This window comes from Lapidilactobacillus concavus DSM 17758 (assembly GCF_001435835.1).
GTDB classification, from domain to species: Bacteria; Bacillota; Bacilli; order Lactobacillales; family Lactobacillaceae; genus Lapidilactobacillus; species Lapidilactobacillus concavus.
In genome coordinates, this window is the sequence record NZ_AZFX01000080.1 from 46,790 (window position 1) to 73,604 (window position 26,815).

The 26,815-nt window shown below is 42.6% G+C and carries 25 protein-coding genes; 19 read left to right on the forward strand and 6 right to left on the reverse strand.

Annotated elements, in window-relative coordinates; translation table 11 throughout:
• Positions 1-4 precede the first annotated feature (4 nt).
• A complete protein-coding gene (locus FC15_RS07115; RefSeq protein ID WP_057825296.1) occupies positions 5-979 on the forward strand; it encodes a ribose-phosphate diphosphokinase in 975 nt (324 codons plus the stop codon).
• Between the two features lie 105 nt (positions 980-1,084).
• Here the strand turns inward: FC15_RS07115 and mscL are convergent, their stop codons facing one another.
• Together mscL and FC15_RS07125 are read right to left on the reverse strand one after the other, a co-directional pair.
• The gene (mscL, locus tag FC15_RS07120; RefSeq protein WP_057825298.1) at positions 1,085-1,489 is read right to left on the reverse strand and encodes a large conductance mechanosensitive channel protein MscL; all 405 of its coding nucleotides are present in this window, start codon (positions 1,487-1,489) and stop codon (positions 1,085-1,087) included.
• A 36-nt stretch (positions 1,490-1,525) separates the two neighbouring features.
• Complete coding sequence (locus FC15_RS07125; RefSeq protein WP_057825299.1) at positions 1,526-2,878, reverse strand: HD domain-containing protein; 1,353 nt, start codon at positions 2,876-2,878, stop codon at positions 1,526-1,528.
• A 306-nt stretch (positions 2,879-3,184) separates the two neighbouring features.
• Here FC15_RS07125 and FC15_RS07130 point away from each other — a divergent pair, with 306 nt between their 5' ends.
• Together FC15_RS07130 and rpoE are read left to right on the forward strand one after the other, a co-directional pair.
• Positions 3,185-3,595 (forward strand): YwiB family protein, encoded by a 411-nt coding sequence (locus tag FC15_RS07130; protein ID WP_268872206.1) that lies wholly within the window; start codon positions 3,185-3,187, stop codon positions 3,593-3,595.
• A gap of 42 nt (positions 3,596-3,637) precedes the next feature.
• Positions 3,638-4,300, forward strand: a complete 663-nt coding sequence (gene rpoE, locus FC15_RS07135) for a DNA-directed RNA polymerase subunit delta (RefSeq protein WP_307724956.1) — start codon at positions 3,638-3,640, stop codon at positions 4,298-4,300.
• Positions 4,301-4,480: 180 nt separating this feature from the next.
• On the opposite strand, the gene FC15_RS09260 is transcribed toward rpoE, so the two are convergent.
• Positions 4,481-4,621, reverse strand: coding sequence for a hypothetical protein (locus FC15_RS09260; RefSeq protein WP_169790187.1), 141 nt, complete (start codon positions 4,619-4,621; stop codon positions 4,481-4,483).
• A 367-nt stretch (positions 4,622-4,988) separates the two neighbouring features.
• On the opposite strand from FC15_RS09260, the gene FC15_RS07145 reads away from it, so the two are divergent.
• From FC15_RS07145 to FC15_RS07195, 11 genes are all read left to right on the forward strand, one after another.
• Positions 4,989-6,617, forward strand: coding sequence for a CTP synthase (locus tag FC15_RS07145; protein WP_057825306.1), 1,629 nt, complete (start codon positions 4,989-4,991; stop codon positions 6,615-6,617).
• A gap of 292 nt (positions 6,618-6,909) precedes the next feature.
• The gene (locus FC15_RS07150; RefSeq protein WP_057825307.1) at positions 6,910-8,232 is read left to right on the forward strand and encodes a UDP-N-acetylglucosamine 1-carboxyvinyltransferase; all 1,323 of its coding nucleotides are present in this window, start codon (positions 6,910-6,912) and stop codon (positions 8,230-8,232) included.
• Between the two features lie 98 nt (positions 8,233-8,330).
• Positions 8,331-8,591, forward strand: a complete 261-nt coding sequence (locus FC15_RS07155) for a type B 50S ribosomal protein L31 (protein WP_057825309.1) — start codon at positions 8,331-8,333, stop codon at positions 8,589-8,591.
• Positions 8,592-8,683: 92 nt separating this feature from the next.
• Positions 8,684-9,907 (forward strand): multidrug efflux MFS transporter, encoded by a 1,224-nt coding sequence (locus FC15_RS07160; RefSeq protein ID WP_057825311.1) that lies wholly within the window; start codon positions 8,684-8,686, stop codon positions 9,905-9,907.
• Positions 9,908-10,272: 365 nt separating this feature from the next.
• Positions 10,273-11,367 carry a D-alanine--D-alanine ligase family protein gene (locus FC15_RS07165; RefSeq protein ID WP_057825312.1) on the forward strand — a complete coding sequence of 365 codons (1,095 nt, stop codon included), beginning with the start codon at positions 10,273-10,275 and terminating at the stop codon, positions 11,365-11,367.
• Between the two features lie 39 nt (positions 11,368-11,406).
• Entirely contained in the window at positions 11,407-12,780 is a 1,374-nt protein-coding gene (locus FC15_RS07170; protein ID WP_057825314.1) for a UDP-N-acetylmuramoyl-tripeptide--D-alanyl-D-alanine ligase, read from the forward strand.
• A gap of 268 nt (positions 12,781-13,048) precedes the next feature.
• A complete protein-coding gene (gene cshA / locus FC15_RS07175) occupies positions 13,049-14,599 on the forward strand; it encodes a degradosome RNA helicase CshA (RefSeq protein ID WP_057825316.1) in 1,551 nt (516 codons plus the stop codon).
• 190 nt (positions 14,600-14,789) lie between these two features.
• Positions 14,790-15,161, forward strand: a complete 372-nt coding sequence (acpS, locus tag FC15_RS07180) for a holo-ACP synthase (protein ID WP_057825318.1) — start codon at positions 14,790-14,792, stop codon at positions 15,159-15,161.
• Positions 15,162-16,301 carry an alanine racemase gene (gene alr / locus FC15_RS07185; protein WP_057825320.1) on the forward strand — a complete coding sequence of 380 codons (1,140 nt, stop codon included), beginning with the start codon at positions 15,162-15,164 and terminating at the stop codon, positions 16,299-16,301.
• Between the two features lie 95 nt (positions 16,302-16,396).
• Positions 16,397-16,639: a hypothetical protein gene (locus tag FC15_RS07190; RefSeq protein ID WP_057825321.1), complete on the forward strand. Its 243-nt coding sequence runs from the start codon at positions 16,397-16,399 to the stop codon at positions 16,637-16,639.
• Positions 16,640-16,655: 16 nt separating this feature from the next.
• Positions 16,656-17,018 (forward strand): type II toxin-antitoxin system PemK/MazF family toxin, encoded by a 363-nt coding sequence (locus tag FC15_RS07195; protein WP_057825322.1) that lies wholly within the window; start codon positions 16,656-16,658, stop codon positions 17,016-17,018.
• 166 nt (positions 17,019-17,184) lie between these two features.
• On the opposite strand, the gene cbpA is transcribed toward FC15_RS07195, so the two are convergent.
• On the reverse strand, positions 17,185-17,844 hold the full coding sequence (gene cbpA / locus FC15_RS07200) for a cyclic di-AMP binding protein CbpA (RefSeq protein WP_057825324.1): 660 nt from the start codon (positions 17,842-17,844) through the stop codon (positions 17,185-17,187).
• Positions 17,845-17,989: 145 nt separating this feature from the next.
• On the opposite strand from cbpA, the gene FC15_RS07205 reads away from it, so the two are divergent.
• Positions 17,990-18,631 carry an O-methyltransferase gene (locus FC15_RS07205; protein ID WP_338042848.1) on the forward strand — a complete coding sequence of 214 codons (642 nt, stop codon included), beginning with the start codon at positions 17,990-17,992 and terminating at the stop codon, positions 18,629-18,631.
• Between the two features lie 156 nt (positions 18,632-18,787).
• On the opposite strand, the gene FC15_RS07210 is transcribed toward FC15_RS07205, so the two are convergent.
• Together FC15_RS07210 and FC15_RS07215 are read right to left on the reverse strand one after the other, a co-directional pair.
• A complete protein-coding gene (locus FC15_RS07210) occupies positions 18,788-20,173 on the reverse strand; it encodes a L,D-transpeptidase family protein (RefSeq protein ID WP_057825327.1) in 1,386 nt (461 codons plus the stop codon).
• A gap of 169 nt (positions 20,174-20,342) precedes the next feature.
• On the reverse strand, positions 20,343-21,323 hold the full coding sequence (locus FC15_RS07215) for an L-lactate dehydrogenase (protein ID WP_057825329.1): 981 nt from the start codon (positions 21,321-21,323) through the stop codon (positions 20,343-20,345).
• A gap of 396 nt (positions 21,324-21,719) precedes the next feature.
• On the opposite strand from FC15_RS07215, the gene pth reads away from it, so the two are divergent.
• From pth to FC15_RS07235, 4 genes are all read left to right on the forward strand, one after another.
• Entirely contained in the window at positions 21,720-22,283 is a 564-nt protein-coding gene (pth, locus tag FC15_RS07220; protein WP_057825331.1) for an aminoacyl-tRNA hydrolase, read from the forward strand.
• A gap of 70 nt (positions 22,284-22,353) precedes the next feature.
• Positions 22,354-25,983 carry a transcription-repair coupling factor gene (gene mfd, locus FC15_RS07225; protein ID WP_057825333.1) on the forward strand — a complete coding sequence of 1,210 codons (3,630 nt, stop codon included), beginning with the start codon at positions 22,354-22,356 and terminating at the stop codon, positions 25,981-25,983.
• Positions 25,984-25,995: 12 nt separating this feature from the next.
• Complete coding sequence (locus tag FC15_RS07230) at positions 25,996-26,253, forward strand: RNA-binding S4 domain-containing protein (RefSeq protein WP_057825335.1); 258 nt, start codon at positions 25,996-25,998, stop codon at positions 26,251-26,253.
• A gap of 131 nt (positions 26,254-26,384) precedes the next feature.
• The gene (locus FC15_RS07235; protein ID WP_057825337.1) at positions 26,385-26,795 is read left to right on the forward strand and encodes an FtsB family cell division protein; all 411 of its coding nucleotides are present in this window, start codon (positions 26,385-26,387) and stop codon (positions 26,793-26,795) included.
• Positions 26,796-26,815: the final 20 nt, after the last annotated feature.

Below are 26,815 nucleotides of genomic sequence, written 5' to 3' on the forward strand. Positions count from 1 at the left end.
AACGATGACAACTAATTATGCAGATTCAAAGCTCAGAATTTTTGCACTGAATTCGAACAAACCACTCGCAGAAAAAATTGCGGATGCTGTAGGTGTACCGCTCGGTAAATCTTCAGTGACGCGTTTCTCAGATGGCGAAATTCAAATCAATATCGATGAGAGTATTCGTGGCTGTGACATCTATTTGATTCAATCAACCTCAGCACCTGTTAACGATAATCTGATGGAATTATTGATTATGATCGATGCCTTGCGTCGTGCGTCAGCTAAGACGATCAATGCCGTTATTCCGTACTATGGTTATGCGCGTCAAGATCGTAAGACCAGAGCACGTGAACCGATCACGGCAAGATTAGTCGCAGATATGTTGCAACGTGCCGGTGCCGACCGGATCGTTGCCCTTGATTTACACGCAGCTCAAATTCAAGGCTTCTTCGATATTCCGGTGGATCATTTAGTCGGATCACCACTTTTGGCAGACTACTTCTTGGCTAATCACCTCGAAGAAGGTGCCGTTGTCGTTTCACCAGATCATGGTGGCGTGAGTCGTGCACGTCGTTTGGCTGAATTTTTGAAGGCACCAATTGCCATCATCGATAAACGTCGGCCAAGAGCTAACGTCGCAGAGGTGATGAATATCATTGGTAATGTTAAGGGCAAACGCGCCATCATTATCGATGACATGATCGATACCGCTGGCACGATCACACTTGCCGCACAAGCGTTGGTTGATGCGGGCGCTACTGAAGTCTATGCTTGCTGTACACATCCTGTTCTTTCTGGCCCAGCTATTCAACGAATCACGGATTCAGCAATCAAACGTTTGGTCGTGACTGATTCCATCAACTTACCAGAAGAAAAAGTCATCGATAAGATGATTCAAGTTTCTGTTGGCCCATTAATTGGTGATGCAATTCGCCGTATTCATGAAAATGAGGCAGTCAGCCCATTGTTTGTTAATCGTTTCGTTCAACCTTAATTGTTAATTCATTGAATTAATTCAAGTCGTCAATCGAAAAAAGCTTCACGACAATAATTTTGTCGTGAAGCTTTTTGAATTGAGATCGATTGCAATCACACACAATTAGGATTGCTGGTCAGAATGGGTTGATTGTGCCGCAAGTAGGTCGCGGATCTCTTTTAAGTAGGCTTGTTCTGCAGGAATTGTTTCTGGTTCTTCCTCGGATTCTGCAGTCGCGTTACGATCGCGTAAATGGTTGAAACCTTTCACAATCAGGAAAATCACGAAGGCCATGATCAAAAAACGAATGACGTCATCTAGAAATGCTCCAACGGTGAACGTTGCCGCGCCAGCAGAAAACTTAATGGATGAGAGGTTGATCGAATTGACGAACAGACCGATCAACGGACTGAGTAAATTTTTGGTTAGAGAGGTGACTAAGTTATTAAACGCACCACCGATTAAAACACCAACGGCTAGGTCGAGAACATTTCCTCGTGAGATGAAAATCTTGAATTCTTTAAACATCTTATCGCTCGCTTTCTATTTATTTTTTGAAACGAATTAGCCTTTAGCAGGGTCCACTAAACTATCATTGTGTAGATACTGTTTGAACTGTTGATAAAGAGGTTCGAATAGTTGAAGTTCATCGGGATAAATCATTTCCCGTGGGAAGAAGAAGCGCTCGTCGCCGGTACTTTTACCGGTAATTGCTGCCACAATTGGGCTAACTGTGGAAAGCTCGCGTAACGTACCATCTTGTTCCATCAATTCAATCTGCGTTTTGGGCTCACGTGATGAAGGGTCATAAGCATCATAAGGTAAATCATAACTATCGTTGATCGCCGTATAATAATTCGGGTCGAACCCTGCTTCTTCGATCAAACGTTGTAATGCTGGAATCAAATCGCGAGTCTCTTGTGTGAACCGGGCAGATTTAAGCGGCCGACGATCTAAGAAACGTGAAGCTAGATCGTGTAAAATATCATCGGGGAAATCACGCCACATGGTGAAGTATGTGGTCAGGGTGCCATCATCGAGTCTCAAATAGTCTTTCAATGAAAAATCATTCTCTAAGAATGGTACGAGTAAGGTGGGTGTCTGGCCATCAGTCATTTGGCCATGATCATATAAAAATTTAGCACGATGTAGGAGATGATCTAGAATCACTTCCATCGAGCGACTGACGGGATGGAAATAGACTTGCTGATACATTTGGAAACGACAAACGATGTAATCTTCCACGGCGTGCATGCCGTTACTTTCAAATGCAATGCCATTTTTGTAAGGGCGCATCACACGTAAAATACGAGTAAGATCGAACATGCCGTATTTAGTTCCGGTATGATAAGCGTCGCGTAGTAGATAATCCATGCGATCGGCATCGATCTGACTGCTGATCATCTGAACGACTTGTGGATTCGGATAAGTTTTGGCAATCACACTGGCAACTTCTTCTGGGAAGGTATCGCTGACTTCTTTCAAGACATGATTGACTTCAGTATCGGGCGACGTGAGAATTGCACGGGTAATTGCCTCGTGATCCGTATTGAAGATATGTTCAAAGGTATGTGAATTGGGGCCATGCCCAATATCGTGCAGCAACGCCGCACATAAAGCAACGATCCGCTCGTGATCATCCCACAAGCCATCGCCGGGTGTTCTTGAAGGATAGTTGCGTTGAAAATTATTGCAAATTTGTCGGGTGATTTCATAAACGCCGAGTGAATGGGTGAATCGTGAATGCTCAGCACCGTGGAAGGTAAAGGCCGAGGCACCCAGTTGTTTGATGCGACGTAGCCGCTGAAATTCTGAAGTATTGATTAAATCAAGGATAACTTGATGTGTGACGTGGATGTAATTATGAACAGGATCGCGAAGCACTTTTTCACGAGGCAGCACGACAACATTTCGCATCTGACCACTTCCTTATCTAAATAATGAGAATAATCATTAGTTGGCATGATGTTCAAGGTAACGATGAAAACTAAAAAATGATTTTCCTGAGTTAAGTATAGCGTAACTCGGGACTTTTTGCGTCACAAAAGAATAAATTATCATAAAAAATGCAATTTATCTGCCAATGTTTCGCAAATGAATTATAATTAAATCAATCTCAGTTAATTTTGACATGAGTTATCGTGAGGTGGGGTCAGTTATCGGGATGATTGTTGTGAGGAGGTGTGATCCAAACTGGAAAACAAAACGCAAATTCCTATTCAGATTCAATTAAGGACGCATTTAGAACAAGATGGTCAGATTGAAGATCATCGTTTCAACGAACCTGGTCAATTGATCCAGATAGGGACGACGAGCTACCTTCGTTATGAGGAGCATGATCGAGAAACACGTACGCAAACGCCAGTCACATTTAAACTTCAAGAAGATGGCGGGATCATTCTCACTCGTGGTCAAGGTCAGTTGCGGGTCCAATTTCATTTTTATCTCAATCAAGAGGTGGAAATGGCCTATGCGACGCCGTACGGTCAAATTCCGTTGATGATTCACACGACACGAATCGATATTCAGCGCGCAGACGACGCATCGAGTGGTCGAATTGAAGTTGATTATCAGTTGTTGACGCAACAACAAGCGTTAGGAAAATATCAATTAAGATTGATTTTCCAGCGTTAGGCGAGTATGATTAAAAGTAGATTGCTGAAAGGATGTGTCCCCGTGCAACTAGAAATTTTTGCGGGTCAGAAGAAATCCGAACTATCAATGATTGAGGTTGCTCACGCGATTCTAGAAGAACGCGGCGAAGCAATGTCTTTTGCTGATATTGTTAACCAAATTCAAACCTATTTAGGCAAACGCGACGAAGAAATTCGTGCCCGTTTAGGCCAATTTTATACAGATTTAAATGAAGATGGTAGCTTTATTTCTTTAGGTGAGAATGTTTGGGGCTTACGCGAGTGGTACCCATTCGATTCAGTTGATGAAGAAGTTAACCATCCAGAAGATGATGAAGAAACACCTCGTAAGAAACGTCGTCACAAGGTCAATGCCTTCTTGGCAGATGTTTCTGACGACGATGACGTCATCGACTATAATGATGATGATCCAGAAGATGATGATACGTTGATCGTGGCAGACACCGATGAGGAAGATGACACGACCGATACACCTTCTGTTGCGCCGTTTAAAGCAACACCAAGTATCAGTGATCTCGATGACAATGATGATGACGATGATACAGATGAACTGGATGATGGCATTGAAGGCCAATTATCTGAGTTTAATGATGATGAACTCGTTGATACGGACAATGCCGATTTCAGTGCAGACGATGATGCCGATACTGATGATGACGGCGATGAGACTAACGACGAAAACTAGTCCTTTCCGTTAATTATTCACATCTGTTTCTTCTGAGCTACGATTAAATTGAATCGTAGCTCTTTTCTATGCCAATGATTCTGGTGTGCTTAGCTAACTTAGACGCAATGATTAACACGGCTGTCAACAATTAAAAAAACGCTGGCATCAGCAGACGTCCAGCGAATTCTTAGTCATCCTTTAACGCTGTAATTTATGTCGTAGTTTGTCGCCGGCCTCATCAATTTTTTTAGATGCGAGCAGTGTGCCACCGATTAAAACACCGCCAACAATCACGGTACTTGCAACCATAAACTTAAAGACCGATTGTAAACTGTCCATTGTCAAAACCTCCTTCTGATCAATTTTAAGATAACATTTTGCCAGAAGTCGGGGCTAGTTTAACGCTTAAAGTCAACGTCATTTTGATCAAAAGACAGGTCATAGATGAAGCCGGCGGTCGTATGACGGCGATTTGAAATTGGCTTTTTTATGTTGACGTCTGTGTGAAAGCAAGTTTTTGAAAATGTGAGGTAGAATGACTTGACGTTTTCATCAATTCTAGGTACTATATCTTTTGGGCACTTTACTTCTTTGAGTAAAGGCAATCGCGTCAAAGCCTCCTATTCTCAGCAACTGAGATAGGAGGCTTTGTTTTGTTTTTTTAAGATTCCCCTGTGCATCTCACAATTTCAAAAGGAGTGTCAAAATGACAAAGTATATCTTCGTAACCGGTGGCGTCGTTTCTTCATTAGGTAAAGGTATTGTGGCAGCATCACTTGGCCGTTTACTTAAGAACCGTGGATTGAAAGTAACTATGCAAAAATTCGATCCTTATTTGAACGTTGATCCCGGCACAATGAATCCCTACCAACATGGTGAAGTTTTCGTCACTAACGATGGTGCAGAAACAGACTTGGACTTGGGTCATTATGAACGCTTCGTTGACAACGACTTGAATCGTTATTCGAATGTAACAACGGGTAAAATTTATTCTGAGGTCATCAAACGTGAACGCCGTGGCGATTATAACGGCGCAACAGTGCAGGTGATCCCACATATTACGGACATGATCAAAGATAAAATCATGCGCGCTGCCAATACAACCGATTCAGACGTGATCATCACTGAGGTCGGTGGGACTGTTGGTGATATCGAATCATTGCCTTACTTGGAAGCTTTGCGTCAGATGAAAGCCGAAGTCGGTGCAGAGAATGTTGTTTACATTCACACGACCTTAGTGCCTTACTTGCGTGCAGCTGGCGAAATGAAAACTAAACCAACGCAGCATAGTGTGAAGGAATTAAGAAGTGTCGGTATTCAACCAAATATCTTGGTTGTTCGTACTGAAAAACCAATTTCTCAAGAAATGCGTAATAAAATTGCTTCCTTCTGTGATGTTGATCCTGAAGCAGTCATTGAATCACTCGATGTTCAAACGCTATATTCGATTCCGCTGAACTTACAAAAACAGAATATGGATCAGATTGTCTGCGATTATCTGCACTTGAACACACCAAAGGCAGATATGGCACAATGGCAGACGCTGGAACAACGTGTCCAACATCTTGACCACAAGACAAAAATTACATTGGTTGGTAAATATGTCGAATTACAAGATGCTTATATTTCGGTATCTGAAGCGTTGAAGCATGCGGGTTATTTATTCGATTCTGATATCGACCTAGTCAAGGTTCAGGCAGAAGATCTCACCAATGAGAATGCGGCTGAGATCTTAGGCGATACACAGGGGATTTTAGTGCCCGGTGGCTTCGGCAATCGTGGCCTTGAAGGTAAAATTGCTGCCATCAAATATGCACGTGAAAATGACATTCCATTCTTAGGAATTTGTCTGGGAATGCAGATGGCCTGTGTTGAATTTGCACGCGATGTTTTGGGCTATGAAGATGCTAACACAACTGAAGTTGACAGCAATACGAAACATAACATCATCGATCTGATGGCTGATCAAGAGAACGTCGAGAATATCGGGGGTACCTTGCGTTTGGGACTTTATCCATGCAAACTCAAACCTGGTTCGGTTGCAGCTGCTGCTTATGACAATCAGAGTGTGATCCAAGAGCGTCATCGTCATCGCTATGAATTTAATAATAAGTTCCGTGATGAGATGGCTGCACATGGTTTTGTCTTCTCGGGAGTTTCACCCGATAATCGTCTCGTTGAAATTATCGAATTACCAACACAAAAATTCTTCGTTGCGGCACAATACCATCCTGAATTTCTATCGCGTCCAATGCGTCCAGAAGGCTTGTTCAAAGCATTCATCAAGGCAGCTTCTGACTTACCAGAACATGACTGGGAAGTTGCAGCGAAGTAATCGCGTTGACTAGACACTAACTTTTTAAAACACCTATCGATTGTTTTCAAAGAATCGATGGGTGTTTTTGACGGATGCCCTCATTTTAAATTGTGAAAATGGAAAGGCTTTTCATGAGGTACTTTCAACAAAAGTCTTGTTTTTTATAGCTGAATTCTATATGATTGTAGATGATGACTAGATGCAGCACCTCAAACATTTTAGCATCATACTAAGATAAGTTTTTTAATGAAAAAAACGTAAATCACTTCGAATTATTCTCGCAATTACAAGACGATAAGGAACCTGCCACATGAAAAAAATGATTATCCACGGCGGAAAGCAATTATCCGGTGAAGTTGTCATCGGCGGTGCGAAGAATAGTACGGTTGCACTGATTCCCGCTTCAATTCTTTCCGAGTCGAAGGTTCAACTTGATGGTGTTCCTTTGATTCAAGACGTTTCAAATTTAAGATCGATTCTGGTTGACATGAATGTTCCTTCTGAATTAACGGGAACGTGCTTAGAGATTGACCCTACGGCCATCATCTCTAAGCCATTACCCAATGGTAAAATCAAGAGCTTACGGGCCTCATATTATTTTATGGGAGCCTTATTAGGTCGCTTTGGTCGTGCTATCGTTGGTTTACCTGGTGGAGACGATATTGGTCCACGCCCGATTGATCAGCACATTAAGGGCTTTGAAGCCTTGGGCGCAACGGTCAGTAACGAGCGAGGGGCGATGTTTATTCAAGCGCCACCTGAGGGACTACACGGGGCAAAAATTTACTTTGACATGGTTTCCGTTGGTGCAACGATCAACGTTATTTTAGCCGCGGTTCGTGCAACTGGAACAACAACCATCGAGAATGTTGCCAAAGAACCCGAAATCATCGACTTAGCAACTTTTCTGAATAATATGGGGGCTAAGATCCGGGGCGCGGGAACAGATACGATTCGTATCGATGGGGTTCCACATTTGTACGCGCGCAATTCGCATACCATCATTCCTGATCGCATTGAAGCAGGAACTTATTTGGCGATGGCCGCTGCAATTGGTAATGGTATTACGGTGAAGAATATTATTAGTGAACATTTAGACTCCTTTTTAGCAAAAATGGAGGAGATTGGTGTTCATTTCGAAATCGTTGAAGATTGTATTTATGTTTATCCAACTGGCGATCTGAAGATGGTCACGGTCAAAACGATGCCTTACCCAGGTTTTGCGACCGATCTACAACAACCAATCACGCCACTATTGTTGAAAGCACAAGGCGAAGGTATGATCGTCGACACGATTTATCCGAAACGCGTGCGTCATGTACCCGAACTTGTGCGAATGGGTGCCAATATTACCGTTGAGAACGATATTATTTTGTTACATCATACTGACAAGTTACAAGGAACAGATGTCACTGCAGATGAGATCCGTGCGGGTGCTTCACTAATGATTGCCGGATTAATGGCAGAAGGCATCACCACGATTCATAAGGTGGAGAATATTTTGCGTGGCTATGATCGTGTGATGTGGAAGCTCGAACGTTTGGGCGCCGATGTCGAAATGCTGAATGAAGATGAGGACCCAGAGGATACTGAGCTGGATGATCATTCACTTGTCGAAAAAAAAGCATTGTAAATTTAACCTGAACATGGTAACATTGGTAATTGTTAGAAACTTTGAGTAGATGGACTCTAGCATAGCAAATATGTTAGGGAAAAGGAGTTAGGAAAATTATGAAACAAGGCATTCATCCAGATTATCATAAAGTTGTATTCATGGATTCATCGACTGGCTTCAAGTTTGTCGCTGGATCAACTAAGCAATCAAAAGAAACTGTTGAATTTGAAGGCGAAGAATATCCATTAGTACGTGTGGAAATCACTTCAGACTCACATCCATTCTACACTGGTAAGCAGAAGTTTACCCAAGCAGATGGTCGTGTTGATCGCTTTAACAAGAAGTATGGTTTTACAGATGCTAACTCAGACAAGTAATTAATTGATGATATCATCTGGGATAGAGGTTGGAACAGGACATCCTGTTCTAGCCTCTATTTTTTCAAATCGTCACAGAACGGAGTGAAGTCGTGACAAAAGTGAACAAAAAAAGAAAGCTGCCTGAATGGCAACAGAACCTACATGTCCTTTGGTTTGGTAACTTTATGGCAGGTATCGGGTTTAGTCTAATCACACCGTTCATGTCGCTATATATTGATTCGCTAGGCAAGTTCTCTCAGGTCCAATTGAACCTCTGGAGTGGGATCACCTTCTCATCGACATTTTTGGTTACTGCCGTTATTTCGCCGATGTGGGGCAGATTAGCCGACGCTAAAGGTAGAAAATTAATGCTGATGCGCGCTTCCTTGGGAATGGCCATTGTCATCGCCTTAATGGGATTAGTCACCAATGTTTATCAATTAGTCGCGCTCCGGTTTTTACAAGGTGTTTTCTCAGGCTATATTAGTAATGCTAATGCCTTAATTGCCACAGAAACGCCTCGTGAGCGTAGTGGACAGGCACTCGGGACACTGACTACTGGTAACGTCACAGGAACGCTCCTAGGCCCATTATTGGGTGGAATTGTGGCGACTGCCTTTGGATATCGTGCCACGTTCTTCATTACGGGGTCGTTATTATTCATCGTCTTCTTGTTGACGGTGTTCATGGTTCATGAACATTTCACACCAATTGCGCGAAGTGAACAGAAGCCAGTCAAAGAATTATTTCAGAGTCTTTCTCATCCACAGATTATCTTTGGGATGTTTGTCACCACACTGATTATTCAAGCATCAAATAATTCAATCAACCCAGTCCTGAGTCTTTATGTCCGTCAGTTGATGGGGCAATCAAGCGGTTTAAATATTGCGAGTGGCATTATCGCATCAATTCCCGGGATTGCGACGTTGATCGCCGCGCCAAGGTTTGGTGCATTGGGAGATCGGATTGGCACCCACAAGATTTTACTCTTTGGTCTAGTGCTTGGCTTGCTAGTCTATTGGCCACAGGCTTTCGTTCAGAATATTTGGCAACTCGGATTCCTGCGTTTCTTGGTCGGCATCGTCGATGCAGCGATGTTGCCGCAGGTTCAAACCTTACTTGCTAAGTATGCACCACACGAAATTACCGGACGTATTTTCAGTTATAATCAGTCATTTCAAGCGACTGGAAATGTCATCGGGCCAATGTTGGGATCATTTGTTTCTGGTTCTTTCGGTTACAGTGGTGTCTTTATTTCATCAACAGTGTTGGTCATGATCAATCTCATCTGGGTACGTTTTTCTACTCGAGAGTTGACCACAACTAAAAAATAATGATTTCAAAAACGTTTCGAATGAGCAGATGCTGATTCGAAACCTTTTTTTGGTGCGAGTAGTGACGTGATTTTTAGACTTTGATTCAGCAATCAGTGGGAGAAAAGCTGGGGAATACCGTCGAATTGAATCCGAATGAATCGTGCGACGAAACCCAACCACGTCGACATTTATTTTAACGACAGCTGTTATTTTTTTTTTGATTTGGTTGGCTTAAGCGCCTGAAAAAGGTAAAATAAGTTGAGTAAATTTTTGGTCACATTGTTTTATCGGTGTTCTTTTGTAGTATGATAGTTTTTTAAGACAAATTGGCAACACCATGTTTTCAAACATTATTTTTTTGATTATGAGGAGGTCACGAACTGATGAAACTTTACTTGATGTATGGTGGTCGCACGGTTGAACATGATGTCACAATCATGAGTACACATTCTGCACTTGAGGCAATTGATTACAGTAAGTACGAAGTGATTCCAGTTTATATCACCCACGAAGGCCAGTTCATCAAAGGGCTGCCAATCACGGCGCCAGTTGACGCAGATCAGGCACTTAAGATGGATGTGGCAGAAGAAGCAAGTTGGCGTCAGGAACCGGCACATTCATTCGGGACGCGTTTTGAATTAGAAGAACTAGCCAATGCGAAGGATACGGTTGTTTTTCCAATGATCCACGGGACGTATGGCGAAGACGGGACTATCCAAGGATTGCTTGAAGTTCTTGATGTGCCATATGTTGGCGCAGAGATTCGTGCCAGTGCAGTCGCTATGGATAAAATTATGTCAAAGATCATCTTTGATGAATTCGGCATTCCGCAAGTACCATATCTTCCTGTTTTAGCTACAGATTATCAGACCGTCACCGATCATGAACTACTTTTTGCAAAAGTGACTGACAAATTGGGCTATCCTGTTTATGTGAAGCCAGCCAATGCAGGTTCAAGCATCGGCATTACGAAAGTCGATGATCAGTCTCAACTAGAAGCAGCCTTAGCGCTCGCTTTCAAGTATGACAATCGGGTCATTATTGAAAAAGGGATCAAGAATGCGCGTGAGTTAGCCGTTGGGTTACTTGGTAACGAGCAACCACGGGCTTCAATTGCCGGTGAGATCGGCAAGAAGCAGGAATTTTATGATTATGAATCGAAATTTGTTGATGGTTCGACAAAATTGATTATTCCCGCAAGTATTTCCGCAGAACAATTGGCAGCCGTTCAGAAGTATTCAATTTTGGCATTTAATGCAGTTGGTGCGAGTGGCTTAACTCGAGCTGACTTCTTCTTGGATGCAGATGGTGCGGTTTATCTCAACGAGATCCAAACGTTACCTGGGTTCACGAAGTTTTCGATGTATCCTTATCTGTGGCAAGCAAGTGGCGTCAGCTATCCAGAATTGATTGATGACTTAATCAAACTGGGACTTGAACGCTATCAAGCTAAGAAAGCAATCGCAGCGAACCTTTAAGATCAATCTGCACCATCAAAAGAGTGAGGAACGAATCAAATGAAAATGACATTATCTGAAATTGCTCAAGCCGTTGGCGCGATGATTCCAGAAAATCAATTAAACCAGTTTCAACAAACAATGATCACTAACGTCGCAATTGACAGTCGCCATGCAGAACTCGGCAGTTTGTTTGTGCCACTCCAAGGGACGCGTGATGGTCATGACTTCGTTGCTAACGCACAAGCAACTGGCGCAGTCGCTACTTTTTGGCAAACAGGCCATCCCAATCGACCAACCAATCTATTAGTCGTCGATGTCGATGACCCATTGGTCGCTCTGCAAGGCTTAGCCAAGTATTATTTGATGAAAGTTAATCCGAAAGTTATCGCAGTGACGGGCAGTAATGGTAAGACGACGACCAAGGATATGATTGCGGCAATTTTGGCGACCCAGAATCGCACTGCAAAGACACAAGGCAATCACAACAATGGTATCGGTGTACCGCTGACGATTCTTGAAATGGCAACTAATACCGAGGTGTTGGTCGTTGAAATGGGAATGGATCGTCCTGGTCAGTTAACTTTTTTAAGTAAGATGGTTGAGCCTGATGTTGCGGTGATTACGATGATTGGTGAAGCACACATCGAATTTTTCGGTACCCGTGATAAGATCGCGGATGCTAAAATTGAGATTACCAATGGGTTAAAGGAAGATGGTGTGCTGATCATTAATGGGGATGAGCCGCTCTTAACTTCCCGCGCAGAAAAATGGCAACCGTTGACATTTGGCAATCATGATGACAATTATCTCTACAAGACATCAATGAAACTCGGCGCCGAATATAGTGAATTCACAGTCGATCGGTGGCCTGATCTCACCTTTAAGATTCCAATGATGGGTGAATTCAACATTATGAACGCGATGGCTGCACTAACGGTCGGCCGTTTATTCCACATTGCTCCAGAAAAGATGGCAGAAGCACTGGTTGACTTTCAACCGACAGAAAATCGCAATCAGTGGGTCAAGAGTGATTGTGGTGCGATGATTCTGAGCGATGTCTATAATTCAAATCCAACTGCCGTTCATAAGATTCTTCAAAGTTTCGCCCAGGTGGCTGGAACGGGCCATCATATTGCAGTGTTGGGCGATATGCTGGAACTCGGCGAAAAGTCTGCTGAATTGCATGCCGGGTTAGCAACAGATCTGTCACCAGAAAAAATTGATGAAGTTTACTTATACGGTCCAGAAATGAAGGCACTTTATGAGGCGTTGCAGGATGATTATACGCCAGAACAGCTTCATTACTATCCAGTTTCTGAACAACAGCAACTGATTAAGGATCTGCAGATAAATAGTCACTATCGTGATTTAATTTTATTGAAGGCTAGCAATGGGATGCACTTCGATCGTGTGCTTAAGGGATTATTGTAAGCATATTTTTCATTCACAACACGATTTAATTAAGTAATAACAAGCAAGAGCGGCTTTTCCAATGAATAGCCGCTCTTTTTACTTGATATTTTTCAGAAAACATCTCTAGTCTCTTACACTTGAGATTTCAGGTTATTAATGTTACTATAATAAGAACGCTGTTAGAACAGTGCTAGTGAAAAAAGTGATTGCAAGCAGTTTTTGTTGGATGAGTTATGAAAGCCTACTGTGATGTAATTGTTTTTTTCAGAACATAGGAGGATATTTTTTGAAATTTTCAGAACTCAATCTAGATGATAAATTGCTCGATGCAATCCAGCGCGCTGGATTCACAGAAACAACCCCAATTCAGGAACAGACCATTCCACTTGTTTTAGCAGGTGATGACGTTTTAGGTCAGGCCCAAACTGGGACAGGTAAAACGGCTGCTTTCGGGTTACCAACATTACAAAAAGTTGATATGGATAACCATAACATTCAAACTTTGGTGATTTCACCAACACGTGAATTGGCTGTTCAAACACAAGAAGAACTTTCACGTTTAGGACGTGCAAAACGTGTCCGTGTTCAAGCCGTTTATGGTGGCGCTGATATTGGTCGTCAGATTCGTAGCTTGAAGGATGCCCCTCAAATCTTAGTTGGAACCCCTGGACGTTTGCTGGATCATATCAATCGTCGTACGGTCAAACTTGAACATATCCACACAGTTGTGCTTGATGAAGCCGATGAAATGTTGGATATGGGTTTCATTGAAGATATTGAAAGCATCCTAACGCATGTTCCTAATGAACATCAAACTTTGCTTTTCTCTGCGACGATGCCTAAACAGATTTTAAACATTGCTGAGAAATTTATGCAATCACCAAAAATTGTCAAGATTAAGTCGAAAGAATTAACTGCCGACTTAATTGATCAGTACTATGTACGCAGCAAAGAATTCGAGCGCTTTGACGTGATGACTCGCTTGTTCGATGTTCAAGATCCACAATTAGTTTTGATTTTCGGTCGGACTAAGCGCCGTGTTGACGAATTAACTAAGGGTCTACAAGCTCGTGGTTACAATGCTGAAGGTATCCATGGCGATTTGACACAACAGAAACGGATGAGCGTACTTCGTCAATTCAAGAATGGCGAATTACAATACCTGGTTGCAACGGATGTCGCTGCACGTGGTTTGGACATTTCTGGTGTGACCCATGTTTATAATTATGACATTCCCCAAGATCCAGACAGTTATGTGCATCGTATTGGCCGTACGGGTCGTGCTGGTGCAACTGGTGTTGCGGTGACTTTCGTTGCGCCTAACGAAATGAGTTACTTACATGCAATTGAAGAGTTAACTCGTGTGCGTCTTACACCTCTCAAGCCACCTACCCCTAAAGAAGCATTGCGTGGCCAAATCAATGCAGCAAATGCAACGATTGCCAAGCTTGCTGAAAAGGATGACCTCAAGCGTTTCGAAGGTGCTGCCCAAGAGTTACTTGAGAAGTTCACGCCAGAGCAATTAGCTGCTGTCTTATTGAAGACGATGGTTAAAGATGCTAATGAGGTGCCTGTGCATATTGCGCCAGAGCGTCCATTACCATCTCGTAAGGTTTCATCACGTTCACGTAATGGTGGCGGCCATAGCCGTAACAGCCATGGTCGTGGTTATACGCATAAAGATGGCGCACGTGGTGGCGATCGTCGTGGCAATGGTAACCGCGATTCAAATCATGGTGGCAATCGCCGCGATCATGATTCAAGTCGTAAACGTGATTCAGGACGTCAACGTTCAAGCAGTCGTAACTTTACGATCCGTAAGAATCCCAACGCATAATTAATTAATCATCAATAAATCAACCCATGTTTTGCTGGGTTGATTTTTTTGATACCTTTTCTAATCATGGAGGTGGTGAATTTTGGCTGCTGGGCGAGTGAATTTGATTCATGAAACTTTGAATGGAATGAATTTTACATCATCCGAACTTTCGTTTATGATGTAGATAGAAAGCAAAGGGGGAATCGTCATGATCTATGGTAATGGGGTTGATCTAACTGATATTCCTAGAATTAAACAAGCCTATCTGCGCAATGCACGTTTCGCTAACAAAGTGCTGACTGATCATGAATTAGAAATATTTGATCACATGACTAACGAGAAGTTTCAGATGGAATTTCTGGCTGGACGCTTTTCCGCTAAGGAGTCGTACTCGAAGGCTTATGGTACTGGCTTGGGCAAGATTGGCCTACATGACATTGAAATTTTAGACGACGCATTAGGCAAGCCGATCGTGACGAAACAACCCTATGCAGGTAATGCTTTCGTTTCAATCTCGCACACTGACGCGTTAGTCATGACTGAAGTTATTCTCGAAATCTCGGAAAAGAGTCAAAAATAAATGCAAACATCTTTCTTACGTCCCACCTATATCGAAATTGATCAACAAGCAATCTATCATAATGTTTTTGAAACAGCCAAACGTCTGCATGATGATGCGGAATTATTCGCGGTTGTTAAAGCTGATGCCTATGGTCACGGATTAGTTCCGGTTGCTCGTGTTTGTCGTGAAGCAGGGGCGACTGGATTCTGTGTCGCCACAATCGATGAAGCCATGGCGTTGAGAAGTGCGCAGATCACTGAGCCAATTTTGGTGTTAGGGATTAGTAGCCCACAAACGGTGGCGATTGCTGCTGCTCAACATATTTCTTTAACATTTGGAGATCTCGACTGGCTCAAAGAAGCAACGCGTTATTTAGAACAAACGGCCAATCTACCGGCATTGAATTTACACGTTGCCTTGGATACTGGTATGGGTCGCATTGGGTTTACAGATCAGAATCAACTTGCCACAGCCGTAACGCAACTGAGACAATCTAAAGAATTTAATTTTGAAGGTATCTTTACGCATTTCTCGACTGCCGATGAACGTGAAACAACATATTTCGAGCAGCAATTGGCTAAATTCAATGCGATGATGTCTGTCGTTGGTGAACGTCCTCATTATGTTCACGTTGCTAATTCTGCAACGAGTTTATGGCATCAAGTCTGTCACGCCAATATGATTCGTTTTGGAATTGGCATTTATGGTCTGAATCCTTCTGGCAATCAATTACAACTACCTTATGAATTAGAGCCTGCACTTTCACTCTATAGTGAATTAGTTTTTGTCAAACATGTTCAAGCCGGGACCGCAATTAGCTATGGTGCAACCTATCATGCAACTCAAGATGAGTGGATTGGGACGATTCCAATTGGCTATGCGGACGGTTGGCTGCGTCGACTTTCTGGCATGCCAGTTCTGATCAATGGTCAGCGTTGTCCAATTGTTGGTCGTGTTTGCATGGATCAGATTATGGTTCGCTTGCCTGAACAGCTAGCAGTTGGCACCAAAGTTACCTTGATTGGTCGTGATGGTGTAGACGAGATTACGGCGCAAGAGGTTGCCGAATATTCGCAGACGATCCATTATGAAATTACTTGTGGCCTTCAAGATCGCATTCCACGCCATTATTTACCTAAACGTGAAGAACTTGACTAATGGAACACTCAGAACAGGTTGCTTTTGAAAGTAGAAATGTTAGAATTCAAGAGTAGAAACACGGCAGTATTTAGTGGATACACGGAGGTTTCGAGATGGCGTTGATGACTGAGATGAATAGCAGTGTGATGACTGGCCACGACTTGCAAGAAGCGTTAAGCCAGTATTGTGAGTTCTACAATGTTGATCCAGAGACTGTTGTTGATCAAGCCCTGGACAATTTCTTAAGCGAACACAATCAAGTCGTTGTGAGTTTGGTACGAGGTTACGCGGAGATGGCAGCACTGAACGCTGAAATTTGTCAGGAATATTCAGGCTGCGAAGCAAAAATAGATTAAGATACGAGTTGATTAAATGGAATCGAATGAAATTCAACGCGGCGATATTTTCTTTGCTGATTTATCACCGGTGGTTGGCTCCGAACAAGGGGGCATGCGTCCGGTTTTAATTGTTCAAAATGATGTCGGCAATCATTATAGCCCAACAGTCATTGTGGCAGCGATTACCGCGAAGATAACCAAGCCCAAGATGCCAACACATGTCGGTATCGTTCCTGATAAGGATGGCATTGAACGAGCCTCGGTCATACTTACCGAACAGGTGCGCACGATCGATAAGCAACGTTTAAAAGAACGAGTGACCCATTTAAGCGATGAAAAAATGAAGTCGGTGGATCATGCGCTGAGAATCAGTCTAGGATTGATCGAAGCGGATTAATTACATAAGGTTGATCAGATAACACACTTAAAGAAGACAACAAAAACAGCGTTTGCTGATTTAAGAGTCCTAGACAGGCATGTGCCTTGTGGGCTTCAAATCAAGCGAACGCTGTTTCTCAAAAGTTTAGTCTTCAGTTTTTAGGCTTGCTGTGGGTTTGAAGGTTCTATTCTTCGTTGCGAATGGTGTTGCCAGACTGTAAGTCGTCAATCTCAGAGACATGATACTGTTTCTTCTCAAGACGATCAACAATTGCGTCGAGGGTCTTGCGATCAACACCAGCAGGAAGTGTCATTAAGGTTCGACGAACGATTGCGTCCTTCTTTGCATCAAGCGTTAAGCAGCCAGCAATTGAAGAGAATTTTGTGATGATTTTTGACATTTCTTCGAGTTCACCGCGTTCACCAGTCGACATAATGGTCAAAACGTAGCTGCCAATGTCCAAATTCCAAGCTTCAGACAACATCCCCAATAACTTAGCATGCGTTAAAATACCGTAGAAGTTATGGCTCTCATCAAGCACAGCGATGTAAGGTAAATCCTTAATGTTGAAGAAGACCTTGAAGAATGGTGAATCAATGTCGATGGTCTTTGTGGCATTTTTGAGTAAGTAGGTCACAGGTAATTTCATGTTCCCGCCTTGTGCAATGTGGCGGTAAATGTGCATCTTATAAATGTTACCACGGAAAATTCGTTCAGATTCGTCGACGATTGGCACACAGCGGTAGCCAGAATCTTCAAGAATTTCGAGTGCTTCTTCGAGTGTCGCGGTTTCTTTAACCGTGGTGAGCTTTTCTTTTTGTAAAACCAATGACTTAATCAGCATGTTGTTCCCTCCAGATACATTGACTTTCGTTGTTATCATAACATAAAGTGCTAGCATTTGAAATATATGAGAGCCTAATAAGAAAATTTAAGTTTGAACGATGTGAGGTAGATGAGAAATGCGCAATGAAATGATGTCACGCCCGGTGATAAATTCTAAAGTTTTACATTATTTACGGCAACAGCCTGTCCCACTGAGCCCAAAATTAAAGGCTATCGAAGCTGCCGCTCATCAGAAACGGATACCAGTCATTCCTCATGAAACCGTTAGTTATCTTTATCAACTAGTTGATCAGCTGCATCCGCGGCGTGTTCTAGAAGTTGGGACCGCAATTGGATTTTCTGCTGCGCTATTCGTTGAAGCAAGTCAAATGCATGCGCAGGTGACAACGATCGATCGTTATCCCGAATTCTATGAACAAGCAAAGCAAAATTGGCAAGCACTCGGTTACCAGCAGTCGATTCAATTAATGACGGGCGATGCTGCAGACATCTTGCCGATGTTAACCGGTAGTTATGACTTAATCTTTTTGGATGCTGCCAAGGCGCAATACATTCATTTCTTGCCGGAAGCTTTACGTCTATTGCCACCTGATGGCATCTTACTGATCGATGATGTCCTTCAAGCGGGGACGATATTCGATCCGGTTGAGACGATCAGACATCGTGAGAAGGGGATCCACCGCCATCTGAATCAATTACTCGAGACAGTTTACGATGATCCTACGCTACTAGTCACGCTCTTACCATTGGGTGATGGTTTATTGAAAATCACTAAAAGATCATGAATTCAATCACCGAATGATTAATGATTATTATAGATTGATCGGCGCGACAGCAGAAGCAAGAATGCTGTCGCGTTTTTTTAGTGACAGAATAAAATAAAAAGCATACGGCGCGAACGTCGCATGCTTAGGATCTGATTGAATGAAGTTATCATCATTTTAGAAGACGACAACTGGAATCCCTGTCGAAACAAGATCATAGATTTTTGCAACCGTTGCTGGTGGTGTATTGATACAGCCGTGTGAACCATGTGCCTTATACCAATCGCCACCATATTTAGGTTGCCAAGGGGAATCATGAATACCAACGCCAGTAGTATCGACTGGCATCCAGTAAGAAACTTTTGTCTCATAGTTAGTGCCATCACCATTATCACCCTTGAGGATGGCGTTACGCTCTTTCTTCCAAATGGACCATACGCCGACTGGGGTGTCATGCCCAGGTTTACCAGTTACTACATCGGTATCGATCTTAACTTGGCCATTAACATAAACCCACATGTGTTGATTCTGAATGTCGACTTCAATGTAGGTGTTGCCGATATCGTTGCCAGTGCCGTAACCGGTCTTGGAATAACCGGTGCCATTAATGGTTGGCTCAAGCGAGAAGTCTTTACCTGCCAAAATTGCTGCGGTCAACTTCGGCAATTCACTTGAAGTACTAATACTCCAACCATAAATACCAGCGGGAACAGTAACTGTTCCACGTTTAGTTGATTTGAATTGGCGTGATTTATTGTAAGTCGCGTATTTTGCATTGAGTTGGCTGAGGTAAGCTTTGAGTGCTACTTGGTCGACGGTAATTTCACCATCGTTGTAATTCAACCATTGGTGAATCATTGCCGGTGTAATTGTTTCAACCTTACCAGCAATGGTATACCGACCGGTAATATGATCTAATTTTTTGATTTTATCGAGTTGAGCAAGGAGTTTTGTATTTGTTTTCGTCACTGCAGGTTGTTCATAAGTTGTTGAGAGCTGAATTTTACGTTGACCGTTCTCGATGTGTTGCTTAATTGTTTTCGTCACCGCTGACTGATCAAAAACGTTCCCAACCACTTCTGGTTTAATCTCGTAACTGTCCGCCGTTTTGATGATTTTAGCATCTTCGGAAGTTCGGCGTGCTTTATTCAAGGTGGGTAGGGTTTGCTCGACGTATTGGTTCAGCTTCTGTTCATTGATGTTGACTAATGATTCTGAGTGAACGGATGCGGCTTGGACCAAATCGGTCAGTGACCAAGAATTTTGTTTCTTGAGCAAAGATTTTAAATACTGGCCGGCATTTTGAGAAACACCTAATTGTTTACCAGAAACCTCCACCAGCTGATTTTGCTTGTCATACAACTGATAGTTACTTGTTGTAAAATGGGTCTTCAGTTTTTTCTTGGCCTGGGCTGGTGTCAATCGTCCCAACTCGATGCCTTCAATGCGCGTCCCTGGTAAAAAATGAGACTGATAATAGACACCATGGTAAACGTACAAAGCACCAACTGCTGCAACGACGGTTCCCAAAACGGCAGCCCATACTTTTGTTTTCTTTTTCATTTCAATCCACCTAACCTGTCTGATCACCTTGTGTCTCTATTATATCAATTATCGACGTCGATTGAAACGAACCTGTTTCGTTGTTTCACATCGTGGGCGGGCAGAATCGAGGCCAATAAAAAAGAACGGCAAGCTTGCCGTTCTTCAATAATTAATGTCAAATATAAAATTATTGACGAGTCTCGATGTCATTAGCAGCAAAGGCATCATCAAGGACTTTCTTTAATTGATCAGCAGAAGCATGCATTGCTTGTGATTCGTGATCTGTTAAAGGAATTTCCATGATGTTTGAGATACCTTCACGGCCGAGAACTGCAGGTGTACCAATGTAGATGTCTTTCAAACCATATTGACCATTCATGTAAACAGATAATGGCAATACAGCATGCTCGTCATCAAGGATGGCACGAGTAATACGTGCTAAGGCAGTTGCGATACCGTAGAAAGTAGCACCTTTCAAGTTAATAATCGTGTATGCAGCATCACGAACATCTTCGAACATTTGAACTAACTTGCTTTCATCGATCTCTGGATGTTGTTTAACCCATTCAGCAATCTTGATACCACCAACGTTAGCTGATGACCATGCAGCAAATTCAGTGTCACCATGTTCGCCCAAGATGTAAGCATGGACCGAACGAGCATCAACATTAACCAATTCAGCGATTGATTGACGAAGACGTGATGTATCCAAAGAAGTACCTGAACCAATAACGCGTTCCTTAGGGAAGCCTGAGAGTTTCCAAGTTGCGTAAGTTAAGATATCTACAGGGTTAGCAGCAACAACGAAGATACCATTAAAGCCAGATTCAACGATTGGGTCAACGATTGACTTCAAGATCTTTAAGTTCTTGTTAACTAAGTCTAAACGAGTCTCACCTGGTTTTTGTGGGGCACCGGCAGTGATCACAACGACGTCTGCATCTGCAGCATCTGAGTATTCTGCTGAATAGATTTTTTTAGGAGATGTGTATGGTAATGCGTTTGAAAGGTCGATTGCGTCACCCTTGGTTTTATCCTTGGCGATATCCACAATTCCGATTTCTTGAGCAATTCCTTGGAGTACAAGTGCGTATGCGAAGCTAGAACCTACAGCACCGTCGCCGACGAGAATTACTTTTTCACGGTCATTACTTTTTGTATTTGACATTAAGAGACATCCTTTCTTATTTCCATAATTAAGACCTTTGTTAGTATAACACATTCGTGAATTGTTGGCAGGTATTATTGCTTGTTTTCATGAAAAAATAAAGAATTTTTTTTAGTTTTTCGAATCACAAATGCAACTTTACTGTAAAACCTGTTCGCAATCGTTGAAATCGTTTTCATATCTTTGAATAAGTTATTTTAATCGCTGTCTATCGGAAAAGAAATGAAAAGTCGTCGAGATCGAATGAGGCCATTTGTTTTGAATTCATGTGGGGAATTGTGCGCCAATCATGATAATCAAGTGCGAGGTGTGTTATAATTTGACGCTGAAATGTTGTCGACAAATTCGTGGCAGCAGTTAAATGGTTTAAAAAGAAATATAAACGAGGGTGTCATTTTGAAGATGATTGTTGGGCTGGGCAACCCAGGTAGTAAATATGCCCATACAAAGCATAATATCGGATTTGATACGATTGATCGATTATCTGAAAATTTGGGGTTACAGATCAACAAAAACGAATTTTCTGCATTAACCGCAACCACGAAGATTAATGGGGAAAAAGTATTATTGGTTAAGCCACTGACATTTATGAATGATTCCGGACGTGCAGTTGGTGACTTAATGCATTATTATCAATTTAAGCCGGCTGAGATTGCGATTATTCAAGACGATTTAGATATGCCTGTTGGTAAACTGCGGCTAAGAACGCATGGTGCTTCAGGTGGACACAACGGCATTAAAAGTATTATTAAGGCAGTTGGCACTGAAGAATTTAATCGTGTCAAGATAGGCATCCAACATCCGCAACGCTCGAAAGTCGTGGATTGGGTGTTAACGCCGTTCAGCAAGGATGATCAACCCTTGATCGAGCTCGCGATAGATCATGCGTCGTCAGCTTTAGAAGACTGGCTATCAGAAGATACAGACTTTACAGATTTAATGAATCGCTATAATGGCTAACTTGAGTTTCGATTTTTAGCCTTGAAACAGACGTTGGCACGAATGAACAAGTCATCTGTTGGAGGTTGGCATGGATTTAATTGATTTTTTTAGTCGGGCAGTTGATTTGCCTGACCTTTTAAAAGCTTGGGATGCACCGAAACGTCGGTTGGTTACTGGCTTGAATGGTTCATCCGAGTCACTTTATCTGGCTGGTATGGTGCGTCAAACGCAACGACCAGTCCTTTTTGTCGCGGATAACGGCTTTCATGCGAGCCAATTTGTTGATGATTTAAATCATCTCTTGTCGCCGGAACAAGTCTTTTATTTCCCTGTTGAGGAAGTTGTTGCCGCTCAGGGTGCAACCAGTTCGCCAGAGTCACGCAACTTGCGAATTCAGGCGCTCAACTTTTTATTGAGTGGTCAACCCGGGGTGGTCGTGACTTCAGTTGCGGGGATGAGTTATCAACTGACTGATGTAGATAAATTTCGTCAGGCTGTCCTAAAAATCACGAGTGATGGTGAGTTGAACCTGACCGCACTGCCAAATCAACTGATCGAGATGGGTTACGAACGGCAGAAACTGGTTGCAAAGCCAGGCGAGTTTGCAATACGTGGTGATATTGTTGACATCTTCCCACTCAATCTTGAAGACCCCATTCGGATTGAATTATTCGATGATCAAATCGATAGTCTCCGTCGATTTGACTTGGCAACACAACGGAGCATTGAGAACCTGACAACTTTGACGATTTTACCTGCTCAGGATCGTTTGATTTCGCTTGAAGATCGCCAGCGCGCTGCACAAAAAATTCAGAAGAGTTTGGCGAAAGAACTCCACAGAATCGAAGCAGTTGAGGCTCGTGATCAAGATCAGCCGGCGACTAAGAAGCGGCGCTCGCAGCCACAGGAAAAAACGCGATCAGCGGTGATGAAGACTTATTTTCAAAGTGTGATCGACGAATTGTCTGAAGGCATCTTAGGCACTGAACGAAATTTGCTGATAGATTTCTTTAATGAAAATACCGCAAAGTCAGAGAACGGGGATACTGTCGCAACATCATTGATCAATTATCTTGCATCGGACGGATTCGTTGCCTTCAATGATTATGGCCGCTTGCTCGATAAGTCCGATGAGTTGTCAGAGGAATTGGCTGCTTGGCAGACAGATCAACTAGGTCTCGGTCATTTATTGCCAGAGCAGAAAATTCGTTTAGATTTTCGTGAAGTTCAACGCCGTATTTCTCAGCGTCAATTATATCTTTCTTTATTTCAGCGTGGCTTAGGAAATCTACGCTTCGATCAACTCACGAATCTAACCGTACGCACGGTGCAACAATTCTTTAGTCAGATGCCGTTGATCAAGACAGAAATGGATCGCTGGCATAAACAAGATCGAACGGTTTTGTTGTTGATCCCGGAAGAAGGACGCCGTCAACACCTGCAACAGACGTTCCGCGATTTTGAGGTCAACGTCACCTTGGTTGAACCTAGTGAGATCCAGCCTGAACAGCTACAATTGATTGCCGGTAATTTGCATAATGGGTTTGAAATTCCTGAAGCAAAACTGGTCGTGTTGACCGAATGGGAACTCTTCAATCGGGTCAAGAAAAGTACGCCACCACGCCGCCAAACCATGGCAAACACGGAACGCTTAAGAAGTTACAATGAGCTTAAGCCCGGAGACTATGTGGTCCACGTCAATCACGGGATCGGTCGTTATGAAGGCATGCAAACCATCGAAGTCGATGGCGTTCATCGTGATTATTTGACGATCACCTATCAAGATGGTGCCCAACTTTTCATTCCCGTTGACCAGCTCAACTTAATTAGTAAGTATGTTTCCGCTGAAGGTAAGGCACCGCGAATCAATCACCTAGGTGGTAGTGAATGGCAGAAGACTAAGAAAAAAGTTGCCAGTCGAATTGAAGACATCGCTGATGATTTAATTGAATTGTATGCCAAACGTCAAGCACAAAAGGGTTATGCGTTCAGTCAAGATGATGATTTACAACATCAGTTTGAAAGTGAATTTCCATATACCGAGACACCTGACCAATTACGAAGCACAGCCGAGGTTAAGCACGACATGGAAGAGGCCCGGCCAATGGATCGCCTTTTGGTCGGAGACGTTGGCTTTGGTAAAACTGAAGTGGCGCTTCGTGCTGCTTTCAAAGCAGTAGAGAATAATAAACAAGTTGCCTTTCTAGTCCCAACAACGATTCTTGCGAAACAACATTATGAAACGATGCAAGATCGTTTCGGTGATTTTCCAATTAAGATTGCCCAAATGTCTCGTTTCCAAACGCCTGCCGAGAACAAAAAGACAATCGAAGGCTTAAAAAAGGGTCAAATCGACGTTGTGGTTGGGACACATCGACTCTTATCAAAAGATGTCAGCTTTCAAGATTTAGGCTTACTGATTGTCGATGAAGAACAGCGCTTCGGTGTGAAACACAAGGAACGGATGAAGCAATTACGCTCTCAAGTCGATGTGTTGACGTTGACGGCGACACCGATTCCACGAACGCTGCACATGTCGATGATTGGGGTGCGGGATCTATCCGTCATTGAAACGCCACCAACTAATCGTTATCCAATTCAAACCTACGTGATGGAACAAAACGCCGGCGCGGTGAAGCAAGCGATTGAGCGTGAAATGGAACGTCATGGTCAAGTTTTCTACTTGCATAATCGAGTGGAAGATATTGAACGAACGGTCGATCAGTTGCAGGCGTTGGTTCCAGAAGCCACGATCGGTTTTGCTCATGGTCAAATGACGGAAACACAACTTGAAAATGTCATTTATCGTTTCATCAACGGTGAATTCGATGTCTTGGTGACCACAACTATTATTGAAACTGGTGTGGATATGCCGAATGCTAACACGCTAATCGTTGAGAATGCTGATCACTATGGGCTTTCACAGTTGTATCAGTTACGTGGACGTGTTGGCCGTTCAAGCCGAATCGCTTACGCTTATCTGATGTATTCACCAGCCAAGGTATTGACCGAAGTGAGTGAGAAACGATTGCAAGCAATTAAAGACTTCACAGAATTAGGTTCTGGGTTCAAAATTGCCATGCGTGATTTATCAATTCGTGGGGCAGGCAACTTATTAGGCAAGCAGCAACACGGCTTTATTAACTCAATCGGCTTTGATCTGTATTCGCAGATGTTGAATGATGCCGTGAAAAAGAAGAAGCATGAAGAAGTTGCCCCAGTTTCAGATGCTGAGTTGAAATTGTCGATTGATGCGTATTTACCGACCGATTATGTTGACGATTCGCGTCAAAAAATCGAAATCTATAAACGCATTCGTCAGATCGAAAATATTCCACAACTAGAGGAGATTCAAGCTGACTTGATTGATCGTTTTGGCGACTATCCATATGAAGTTGAGAATCTTTTGTGGGTTGGCCAATTGAAACTGATTGCTGATCAGATTCAATTGACGTCGATCAAGCAAGATTCACGATCGATCCAAATTATTTTTAGTCGTGAAGGTACCGAGGCGCTCAATGGTGAAGATTTATTTTCGGCATTAAGCACCATGAGCTACCGTGCAGATGTTAAGATAGAACAAGAGCAGTATTACGTTGCTTTTCAACTACCTCGAAAAGGCGTGACTGATCAGGACTGGATGAAACAACTCATGACTTTCTTGCAGGCCATCGAGAAGCTAGAAACAAATACAAGCAACCCGGTTAAGGAAAACTAAGGAGTGATCTCAATGCGTTTAGATAAATATTTAAAAGTGTCACGCTTGATTAAACGGCGAACAGTCGCAAAAGAAATTGCGGATAAAGGTCGAATCAGCATCAACGGTAAAGTTGCAAAATCGTCGAGTGAAGTCAAACTTGATGATGAGCTAACCTTGTTGTTCGGCAATAAAACATTAGTCGTCAAAGTAACGGCAATTAAAGAAACGACTAAGAAAGATGATGCCGAAGAAATGTATGAAGTTGTGAGCGATACCAAGACTGACTAATCAAGATTAGCTTCGCACCTCGAAATAAATAATTTGAATGTGACAAATTATTTAAAACTTGTCAAAAAACTATTTAATTCATTCTCGGCTATGCTATACTAATAATTAGCATACAAACGGGGAGAATGCCTATGCAACAACAAATTCAGTCGAATGGAAAAGTGACCAGTATCGGTAATCGGTTTGCCATTGAAACCGAGCAGCGCCAAGATGATGAACGATATCGTAAATATCTGAAACGCGTTCATTATCGACGCCTGTTTGTGTTGCTTCTCATTCTGACAATCATCTTGGTCGGTTTTGGTACTCAAATTGTCCGCGAATGGCATAACAATGAGCAGATACAGGCTGCGGTTCTGGTTCAAAAACATAAATTAGGGCAAACTCAGCAAAAACATGACGATTTAAAGATTCAAGTGAATCAATTGAACGAAAAAAACTATTTAGAAAAATTAATTCGGTATAAATATGACTATTCGAAAAAAGGTGAGATTGTTTTTACTTTACCCGAGACGAACCCCTCGACTAATGCTAAAAACTAGCTTGAAATCAACTTGTTCGG

What these genes read in the sequence shown, in the direction of transcription:
- FC15_RS07115 (WP_057825296.1), top strand. Translation starts at nt 5, where the DNA reads ATGACAACTAATTATGCAGATTCAAAGCTCAGAATTTTTGCACTGAAT.
- mscL (WP_057825298.1), bottom strand. Translation starts at nt 1,489, where the DNA reads ATGTTTAAAGAATTCAAGATTTTCATCTCACGAGGAAATGTTCTCGAC.
- FC15_RS07125 (WP_057825299.1), bottom strand. Translation starts at nt 2,878, where the DNA reads ATGCGAAATGTTGTCGTGCTGCCTCGTGAAAAAGTGCTTCGCGATCCT.
- FC15_RS09260 (WP_169790187.1), bottom strand. Translation starts at nt 4,621, where the DNA reads ATGGACAGTTTACAATCGGTCTTTAAGTTTATGGTTGCAAGTACCGTG.
- FC15_RS07145 (WP_057825306.1), top strand. Translation starts at nt 4,989, where the DNA reads ATGACAAAGTATATCTTCGTAACCGGTGGCGTCGTTTCTTCATTAGGT.
- FC15_RS07150 (WP_057825307.1), top strand. Translation starts at nt 6,910, where the DNA reads ATGAAAAAAATGATTATCCACGGCGGAAAGCAATTATCCGGTGAAGTT.
- FC15_RS07155 (WP_057825309.1), top strand. Translation starts at nt 8,331, where the DNA reads ATGAAACAAGGCATTCATCCAGATTATCATAAAGTTGTATTCATGGAT.
- FC15_RS07165 (WP_057825312.1), top strand. Translation starts at nt 10,273, where the DNA reads ATGAAACTTTACTTGATGTATGGTGGTCGCACGGTTGAACATGATGTC.
- FC15_RS07170 (WP_057825314.1), top strand. Translation starts at nt 11,407, where the DNA reads ATGAAAATGACATTATCTGAAATTGCTCAAGCCGTTGGCGCGATGATT.
- acpS (WP_057825318.1), top strand. Translation starts at nt 14,790, where the DNA reads ATGATCTATGGTAATGGGGTTGATCTAACTGATATTCCTAGAATTAAA.
- alr (WP_057825320.1), top strand. Translation starts at nt 15,162, where the DNA reads ATGCAAACATCTTTCTTACGTCCCACCTATATCGAAATTGATCAACAA.
- FC15_RS07190 (WP_057825321.1), top strand. Translation starts at nt 16,397, where the DNA reads ATGGCGTTGATGACTGAGATGAATAGCAGTGTGATGACTGGCCACGAC.
- FC15_RS07195 (WP_057825322.1), top strand. Translation starts at nt 16,656, where the DNA reads ATGGAATCGAATGAAATTCAACGCGGCGATATTTTCTTTGCTGATTTA.
- cbpA (WP_057825324.1), bottom strand. Translation starts at nt 17,844, where the DNA reads ATGCTGATTAAGTCATTGGTTTTACAAAAAGAAAAGCTCACCACGGTT.
- FC15_RS07210 (WP_057825327.1), bottom strand. Translation starts at nt 20,173, where the DNA reads ATGAAAAAGAAAACAAAAGTATGGGCTGCCGTTTTGGGAACCGTCGTT.
- FC15_RS07215 (WP_057825329.1), bottom strand. Translation starts at nt 21,323, where the DNA reads ATGTCAAATACAAAAAGTAATGACCGTGAAAAAGTAATTCTCGTCGGC.
- mfd (WP_057825333.1), top strand. Translation starts at nt 22,354, where the DNA reads ATGGATTTAATTGATTTTTTTAGTCGGGCAGTTGATTTGCCTGACCTT.
- FC15_RS07230 (WP_057825335.1), top strand. Translation starts at nt 25,996, where the DNA reads ATGCGTTTAGATAAATATTTAAAAGTGTCACGCTTGATTAAACGGCGA.
- FC15_RS07235 (WP_057825337.1), top strand. Translation starts at nt 26,385, where the DNA reads ATGCAACAACAAATTCAGTCGAATGGAAAAGTGACCAGTATCGGTAAT.